The following is an 8,416-nucleotide window of genomic DNA, read 5'->3' on the forward strand; positions in this document are numbered from 1 at the left end:
TTCCTTATTTATAATGTAAAGAGTTATATTTTTTTATTATTCAAGGTTGATACTCAAGCCAAGACCTCTCAGTTCGTGTAACAATACATTCAGAGATTCGGGGATACCCGGAGTTGGCATAGGTTCACCTTTCACAATAGCTTCGTAAGCCTTTGAGCGTCCTACAACGTCATCAGACTTAATGGTCAGGATTTCCTGTAAGATATGTGCTGCGCCGAATGCTTCAAGCGCCCAAACTTCCATTTCTCCGAAACGCTGACCACCGAACTGTGCCTTACCACCAAGCGGCTGCTGAGTAATAAGGGAGTACGGACCGATAGAACGGGCATGCATCTTATCTTCAACCATATGCCCTAGTTTCAACATATAAGTTACACCCACTGTTGCAGGTTGGTCAAAGCGTTCGCCTGTACCACCATCACAAAGATAAGTCTTACAATAACGAGGCAATCCAGCTTTATCTGTCCATTCATTTAAATCATCCATAGAAGCACCGTCAAAAATAGGAGTAGCAAATTTCACACCCAACTCTTTTCCGGCACGACCTAATACGGCTTCGAAAATCTGACCAATATTCATACGAGAAGGCACACCCAACGGATTCAATACGATATCTACTGGAGTACCATCTGCTAAGAACGGCATATCTTCCTGACGAACCACACGAGAAACAATACCCTTGTTACCGTGACGTCCCGCCATCTTATCACCTACACCAATCTTACGCTTCTTGGCAATATAAACCTTAGCCATCTGAATAATGCCCGCAGGAAGTTCATCACCGATAGTGATAGCAAACTTCTTACGCTTTAATTCAGCATCCAATTCTTTATATTTCTTCAAATAATTCATCACCAAGTCACGAATCATGTCATTCTTATGAGCATCAGCTGTCCACTTGCTCAACTGGATAATAGTATAATCCAATGATTCCAAATCGCGTTTGGTGAACTTCGCCCCCTTGGCAATAACTTCCGTTCCCAAATAATCTTTCACTCCTTGGGAAACCTTACCATTAGTCAAAACCAATAGTTTCTCAATCAAGATATCTTTCAGTTTTGCTGCCTTTTCTTCGAATTCATCATTCAGTTTAGGCAGAATAGCCTTATCGGCATTCTTCTCACTTCTGCTCTTGATAACACGTGAGAACAACTTCTTGTCAATAACGACACCACGTAATGACGGAGAAGCTTTCAATGAAGCATCCTTCACATCACCTGCCTTATCACCGAAAATAGCACGAAGCAATTTTTCTTCCGGAGAAGGATCTGATTCACCTTTCGGAGTAATCTTACCAATCAGGATATCACCCGGTTCGATACGTGCACCTACACGTACAATACCGTTTTCATCCAAATCTTTAGTAGCTTCTTCACTCACGTTAGGAATATCAGAAGTTAATTCTTCCATACCGCGTTTCGTTTCGCGGACCTCCAAAATATATTCATCAACGTGTACAGAAGTCAGCAAGTCCTCACGTACAACGCGTTCATTCAATACAATAGCATCCTCGTAGTTATAACCTTTCCAAGGCATATAAGCCACCAACAGGTTTTTACCCAATGCAAGCTCACCACCCTGAGTTGAATATCCTTCAGTCAGGATATCACCCTTCTTCACACGCTGTCCTTTATCACAAGTAGGACGGAGGTCAATGGTCATGCTCTGATTAGTCTTACGGAATTTAGGAATTCTGTATTCCTTCAAAGCAGGTTCAAAGCTTACAAATTCCTCATCTTCATTTCTGTCATACAAGATACGAATAGTTGTTGCATCGACATATTCTACAACACCATCACCCTCTGCTGCAATCTGAGTACGAGAGTCTTCAACCAACTGTTTTTCAATACCTGTACCTACAATAGGAGCCTCTGTACGCAACAAAGGAACTGCCTGGCGCATCATGTTTGATCCCATCAATGCACGGTTAGCATCGTCATGTTCCAAGAACGGAATCAAAGAAGCAGCGATAGAAGCAATCTGCTGTGGAGAAACATCCATCAACTCTACCTGGTCAGGAGTAACAACAGGATAATCAGCATCACGACGAGCTTTTACTTTCTCACGAACAAATTTGCCTTCATCATCCAATGGAGCATTACCCTGAGCGATTATCTTATCCTCTTCCTCTTCGGCTGTCAGATATTCAATACCTTCATCAGATATATCCACCTTACCATCAGCTACTTTACGATAAGGAGTTGAAATAAAGCCAAGTTCATTAATCTTAGCATACACACACAAAGAAGAAATCAAACCGATATTCGGACCTTCAGGAGTTTCAATCGGACACAAACGACCATAATGAGTATAGTGTACGTCACGAACCTCAAAACCAGCACGTTCACGTGACAGACCACCAGGTCCTAACGCTGACAAACGACGCTTGTGAGTGATTTCAGCCAATGGATTAGTTTGATCCATGAACTGCGACAAAGCATTTGTTCCAAAGAATGAATTGATAACAGAAGAAATAGTCTTCGCATTAATCAAATCAATCGGAGTAAACACTTCATTGTCACGCACATTCATACGCTCACGGATGGTACGAGACATACGTGCCAGACCAATCGCAAATTGATTGGACAACTGTTCTCCTACAGTACGTACACGACGGTTACTCAAGTGGTCAATATCATCAACATCCGCTTTAGAGTTAATCAGCTCAATCAGATACTTAATGATTTCAATAATATCTTGTTTTGTCAATACCTTCACATCCATGTCCGTAGTCAGTCCCAACTTTTTGTTGATTCTGTAACGTCCTACCTCGCCAAGGTCATATCTTTTTTCAGAGAAGAACAGGTTATTGATAACCTCACGAGCACTGGCATCATCAGCCGGATCTGCATTACGCAACTGACGGTAAATGTAAAGTACAGCCTCTTTTTCAGAGTTGCTCGGGTCTTTCTGAAGGGTATTAAATATAATAGAGTAGTCGGATGAATTCGCTTCTTCCTTGTGAACAAGGATATTCTGAACGCCTGAGTCTATAATTTCATCGATATGATCCTCTTCAATCACAGTTTCACGGTCGATAATAACCTCATTACGTTCAATAGAAACAACTTCACCTGTGTCTTCATCTACGAAATCTTCTGTCCATGTTTTTAAAACACGAGCAGCGAGTTTTCTTCCTACGACTTTCTTCAAGTTAGTCTTATTAACCTTAACGTCTTCAGCCAAATTGAAGATTTCGAGGATATCTTTATCATTTTCAAAACCTACAGCTCTTAACAGAGTAGTAACAGGCAATTTCTTTTTACGGTCGATATACGCATACATTACATTGTTAATATCTGTAGCGAATTCGATCCATGAACCTTTGAATGGAATAATACGGGCAGAGTACAATTTAGTACCGTTAGCATGCACGCTCTGACCAAAGAACACGCCCGGAGAACGGTGCAACTGAGAAACAACTACACGCTCAGCACCATTAATAACAAAAGTTCCTTTCGGAGTCATATACGGAATAGGACCCAGATAAACATCCTGAATAACCGTATCGAAATCTTCATGATCAGGATCAGTACAATACAACTTCAGTTTTGCTTTCAAAGGCACGCTGTATGTGAGCCCGCGCTCCAAACACTCGTCTATTGAATAGTGAGGCGGATCAATGTAATAGTCCAAGAATTCAAGGACAAAGTTATTACGAGTGTCAGCAATAGGGAAGTTTTCAGCGAATACCTTATACAGCCCGTCATTCTTACGCTTTTCGGGCGGGGTATCCAACTGTAAAAAGTCTTGGAATGACTTCAATTGCACTTCCAAGAAATCCGGATACTTCATCGGATTCTTGATGGAAGCAAAATTAACTCTTTGATTTTCAGTATTTGAAGACATTTGTTAATATTTTGTAGAACTTAATAATAATATAGACACAAAAAGGTTAAGAATCCTCTACCAGAGGATTCCTAACCGTATTACCTGATACTCAGGCTAATATTATTTAAGCTCAACTTCAGCTCCAGCTTCTTCCAAAGTTTTCTTCAGTGATTCAGCTTCGTCTTTAGCCAAGCCTTCTTTTACTGTGCTAGGAGCACCGTCTACCATGTCTTTAGCTTCTTTCAAGCCAAGACCACATGCTTCTTTAACGGCTTTAACAACCTGCAATTTTGCAGCACCAGCGCTCTTCAAAACTACATCAAAAGATGTTTTTTCTTCAGCAGCAGCTGCACCAGCAGCAGGACCAGCAGCAACAGCTACAGCTGCAGCAGCAGGTTCAATACCGTATTCTTCTTTAAGGATAGTTGCAAGTTCATTAACTTCTTTTACTGTCAAGTTAACTAATTGTTCTGCAAAAGCTTTCAAATCTGCCATTTTTGTATGATTTTAATTGTTTGTTACTAATTGATTATAAAATTGATTATTCGGCACGTTCGCCCAGAGTCTTAAGAACTCCATGAATGGTGTTACCACCTGATTGAAGAGCAGAAATAACATTTTTCGCCGGTGATTGCAGCAATGCAATAATATCAGCAATAACTTCATTCTTACTCTTAATGTTGCAAAGAGCATCCAGTTGATTAGCACCTACATAGAAACCTTCTTCAGCATAAGCTGCTTTCAATGCAGGAATTTCCTCTTTGTATTCTTTCAACAACTTTGCAGGAGCGTTAGCTACTTCGCTAAACATTACTGAAGTTGTACCTTTTAAAGAATCGAACAACGGAGAGAAATCAACACCTTCCATGCTCATCAGAGCTTTGTGAAGCAAAGAATTCTTCACAACAACCAGCTTAATACCTGCTTTGAAACATTTTCTTCTCAGTTCACTTGTCTTAGCTGCATCCATAGCAGTTGTGTCAACCAAATAGAAATGTCCGTATTGCTTAACGGTTTCAGCCAACTGACCAATAATAACGCCTTTATCTTCCTTTCTCATGATTCCTCCTTATTGTTAGTTTTCTTCTACAGTTTTGGGATCAATCTTGATACCCTTACTCATAGTACTTGAAAGATAAATACTCTTAATATAAGTACCCTTAGCTGAACTTGGTTTCAATTTAATGATAGTAGCGATAAATTCTTTCGCATTATCACGAATCTGATCTGCAGTGAAAGAAACCTTGCCAATTGAAGTATGAACGATACCGCTCTTATCAACCTTAAAGTCAATCTTACCTTGCTTAACTTCCTTAACAGCCTTAGCTACATCCATAGTTACAGTACCACTCTTCGGATTCGGCATTAATCCACGAGGACCAAGAACACGACCCAAAGCACCGATCTTACCCATGATAGACGGCATTGTAATGATTACATCAATATCAGTCCATCCACCTTTGATCTTTTCAATATATTCATCAAGACCAACATAGTCAGCACCAGCTTCTTTTGCAGCAGCTTCAGCATCAGGTGTACACAGAACCAAAACACGCACTTGCTTACCTGTTCCGTGAGGCAATGAAACTACACCACGAACCATCTGGTTAGCTTTACGAGGGTCTACACCTAAACGTACGTCAATATCTAATGAAGCATCAAACTTAGAAAAAGTAATATCTTTAACTAACTGTGCAGCTTCTTTCAGTGAGTATGCTTTCCCTGCTTCAATTTTTTCTGCAGCCAACTTTTGATTTTTTGTCAGTTTACCCATTATAATTGAAGTTTATTAGTTATTACCCGGGAATTCCCCTTTTACAGCGATACCCATACTTCTAGCTGTACCAGCTACCATAGTCATAGCAGACTCGATAGTGAAGCAGTTCAAGTCAACCATTTTGTCCTGAGCAATCGTACGAACTTGTTCCCAAGTAATTTCGGCAACCTTCTTACGGTTAGGCTCAGCAGAACCACTCTTAATCTTAGCCAATTCAAGCAATTGAATAGCTACGGGAGGAGTCTTGATAACAAAATCAAAAGACTTATCTGCGTAGTAGGTAATGATTACAGGTAAAATCTTACCTGCTTTGTCCTGGGTTCTGGCATTGAATTGCTTGCAAAATTCCATGATATTAATACCCTTAGAACCCAAAGCAGGTCCAACGGGAGGTGATGGATTTGCAGCGCCTCCTTTAATCTGTAATTTGATTAGTCCAGCAACTTCTTTAGCCATTTTGTTTCTAATTTTTATATATTAATTATAGCGAAAGTCCAATGCACGTAACAGAATGCATTATTCTTTCTCGACATCCATAAAGCCAAGTTCCAGCGGAGTTTTACGTCCGAAGATCTTAACCATAACCTTCAACTTCCGTTTTTCGGTATTCACCTCTTCAATGAGACCACTGAAGCCACTGAACGGTCCAACGGTAACTTTCACTGTTTCTCCTACGGTATAAGGTACATTAAGTTCCTCACCACCTTCCTGAAGTTCATCCACCGTACCAAGTATACGATTCACTTCCGATTGTCTCAAAGGAACCGGATTTTCGGAACCTCCCAAGAAACCGATTACATTCGGAGTGTTTCTCAAATGATGAGCAACCTCACCGACCAAAGCGGCCTCGACTAAAACGTATCCGGGAAGATAACTTCTTTCTTTCACAATTTTCTTACCATTGCGAACCTGATACACTTTCTCGGTAGGAATCAACACCTGAGACACATACTCGCTAAGATCACTGTTCTTAATGTCAGCATCAAGATACTCCTTAACCTTGCTTTCTTTTCCACTAACAGCACGTAATACGTACCACTTTTTTTCAATCTCAGACATTTTATTCAATTAATTAGTGCGGATAGATAATATCCTCCATTACAAACTGGAAGGCTGAATCCATAAGAAAAACAACTAGCGCAATGAGTAGGGAAGCATATAAAACAACCACTGCGCTACTAGAAAGTTCTTTACGAGTAGGCCATGATACTTTATGGACTAATTCGTCATAAGATTCTTTACAATAATTTGCTACTTTCTGAAACATATTCTTTCAAGTTTAGCACGGGAGGAGAGGCTCGAACTCCCGACACCCGGTTTTGGAGACCGGTGCTCTACCAACTGAGCTACTCCCGTAAAAATCAGTTCCCGGTGTCTTACGACCGAGAACTGATCATATTAATTATCTAGTGATTAGTCAAGGAGTTCTGTAATCTGACCTGCACCTACAGTACGTCCACCTTCACGAATAGCAAAACGCAAACCTACATTCAATGCAACCGGGTAGATCAACTCAACTGTAATAGTTACGTTATCACCAGGCATTACCATTTCAGTTCCTTCCGGCAAAGTGATTTCACCTGTACAGTCCATAGTACGCAAGTAGAACTGAGGACGATACTTGTTATGGAACGGAGTATGACGACCACCTTCTTCTTTCTTCAAGATATAAACCTCAGCTTTGAACTTAGAGTGAGCCTTAACCTGACCCGGCTTACACAAAATCATACCACGTTTGATTTCGTTTTTGTCGATACCACGCAACAACAAACCAACATTATCACCAGCTTCACCTTGATCCAATAATTTACGGAACATTTCAACGCCAGTAACAACTGATTTCTTATCTTCACCCAAACCAAGAATTTCAACTTCGTCACCTACATGGATAATACCAGCTTCGATACGACCTGTAGCAACAGTACCACGACCAGTGATAGAGAACACGTCTTCAACAGGCATCAAGAAAGGTTTATCAATATCACGCGGAGGCAATGGAATCCAAGTATCAACTGCATCCATCAACTCCATTACTTTATCTTCCCATTGAGGAACACCATTCAAAGCACCTAATGCAGAACCACGAATAATAGGAGTATTATCGCCATCGAAATCATAGAATGAAAGCAATTCACGCATTTCCATTTCTACCAATTCCAACATTTCTTCATCATCAACCATATCACACTTGTTCAAGAAAACAACCAAACGAGGTACGTTTACCTGACGAGCCAACAGGATGTGTTCACGAGTCTGAGGCATCGGACCATCAGTTGCAGCACAAACAATAATTGCACCATCCATCTGAGCAGCACCTGTAACCATGTTTTTTACATAGTCGGCGTGACCCGGACAGTCAACGTGAGCATAGTGACGATTTGCAGTTTGATATTCTACGTGAGAAGTATTGATAGTAATACCTCTTTCTTTTTCTTCAGGAGCGTTGTCGATAGAATCGAAAGAACGCAATTCTGAAAGACCTTTTTTAGCCAACACAGTAGTGATAGCAGCAGTCAAAGTGGTTTTACCGTGGTCAACGTGACCGATAGTACCAATGTTAACGTGCGGTTTCGAACGTTCAAATTTCTCTTTAGCCATAGCTTTACTTGTTATTTATTTGATTAATAATCAGCAATTACGTTATCAAAGAGCTGTTAACGAGACTTGAACTCGTGACCTCTTCCTTACCAAGGAAGTGCTCTACCACTGAGCTATAACAGCAAGAAAAAAAAGAGCGGAAGACGGGGCTCAAACCCGCGACCCTCAGCTTGGAAGGCTAATGCTCTATCAACTGAGCTACTTCCGCAA

The 8,416-nt window shown here is 40.7% G+C and carries 8 protein-coding genes and 3 tRNA genes; all 11 read right to left on the minus strand.

Going from position 1 to position 8,416, the window contains the following annotated elements; translation table 11 throughout:
• Positions 1-36 precede the first annotated feature (36 nt).
• The 11 genes from rpoB to AB5062_RS14780 all read right to left on the minus strand — a co-directional run bounded on the left by rpoB (position 37) and on the right by AB5062_RS14780 (position 8,414).
• A complete protein-coding gene (gene rpoB, locus AB5062_RS14730; protein ID WP_005844834.1) occupies positions 37-3,849 on the minus strand; it encodes a DNA-directed RNA polymerase subunit beta in 3,813 nt (1,270 codons plus the stop codon).
• Positions 3,850-3,951: 102 nt separating this feature from the next.
• On the minus strand, positions 3,952-4,326 hold the full coding sequence (gene rplL / locus AB5062_RS14735; protein ID WP_005844832.1) for a 50S ribosomal protein L7/L12: 375 nt from the start codon (positions 4,324-4,326) through the stop codon (positions 3,952-3,954).
• A 46-nt stretch (positions 4,327-4,372) separates the two neighbouring features.
• Positions 4,373-4,891, minus strand: a complete 519-nt coding sequence (gene rplJ, locus AB5062_RS14740) for a 50S ribosomal protein L10 (RefSeq protein ID WP_005844830.1) — start codon at positions 4,889-4,891, stop codon at positions 4,373-4,375.
• A 15-nt stretch (positions 4,892-4,906) separates the two neighbouring features.
• Complete coding sequence (gene rplA / locus AB5062_RS14745) at positions 4,907-5,605, minus strand: 50S ribosomal protein L1 (RefSeq protein ID WP_005844828.1); 699 nt, start codon at positions 5,603-5,605, stop codon at positions 4,907-4,909.
• Positions 5,606-5,620: 15 nt separating this feature from the next.
• Positions 5,621-6,064, minus strand: a complete 444-nt coding sequence (rplK, locus tag AB5062_RS14750; RefSeq protein WP_005844826.1) for a 50S ribosomal protein L11 — start codon at positions 6,062-6,064, stop codon at positions 5,621-5,623.
• 60 nt (positions 6,065-6,124) lie between these two features.
• Positions 6,125-6,667: a transcription termination/antitermination protein NusG gene (gene nusG, locus AB5062_RS14755; protein WP_005844824.1), complete on the minus strand. Its 543-nt coding sequence runs from the start codon at positions 6,665-6,667 to the stop codon at positions 6,125-6,127.
• 13 nt (positions 6,668-6,680) lie between these two features.
• Entirely contained in the window at positions 6,681-6,875 is a 195-nt protein-coding gene (secE, locus tag AB5062_RS14760; RefSeq protein ID WP_005850630.1) for a preprotein translocase subunit SecE, read from the minus strand.
• Positions 6,876-6,891: 16 nt separating this feature from the next.
• A tRNA-Trp gene (locus tag AB5062_RS14765) sits at positions 6,892-6,964 on the minus strand.
• A gap of 57 nt (positions 6,965-7,021) precedes the next feature.
• Positions 7,022-8,206, minus strand: coding sequence for an elongation factor Tu (tuf, locus tag AB5062_RS14770; RefSeq protein WP_005844822.1), 1,185 nt, complete (start codon positions 8,204-8,206; stop codon positions 7,022-7,024).
• A 51-nt stretch (positions 8,207-8,257) separates the two neighbouring features.
• Positions 8,258-8,329: transfer RNA gene (locus AB5062_RS14775), tRNA-Thr, on the minus strand.
• 12 nt (positions 8,330-8,341) lie between these two features.
• Positions 8,342-8,414 (minus strand) — tRNA-Gly (locus AB5062_RS14780).
• Positions 8,415-8,416: the final 2 nt, after the last annotated feature.

The organism is Phocaeicola sp. RTP21359st1_B8_RTP21360_211022 (assembly GCF_040911965.1).
Classification (GTDB): domain Bacteria; phylum Bacteroidota; class Bacteroidia; order Bacteroidales; family Bacteroidaceae; genus Phocaeicola; species Phocaeicola vulgatus.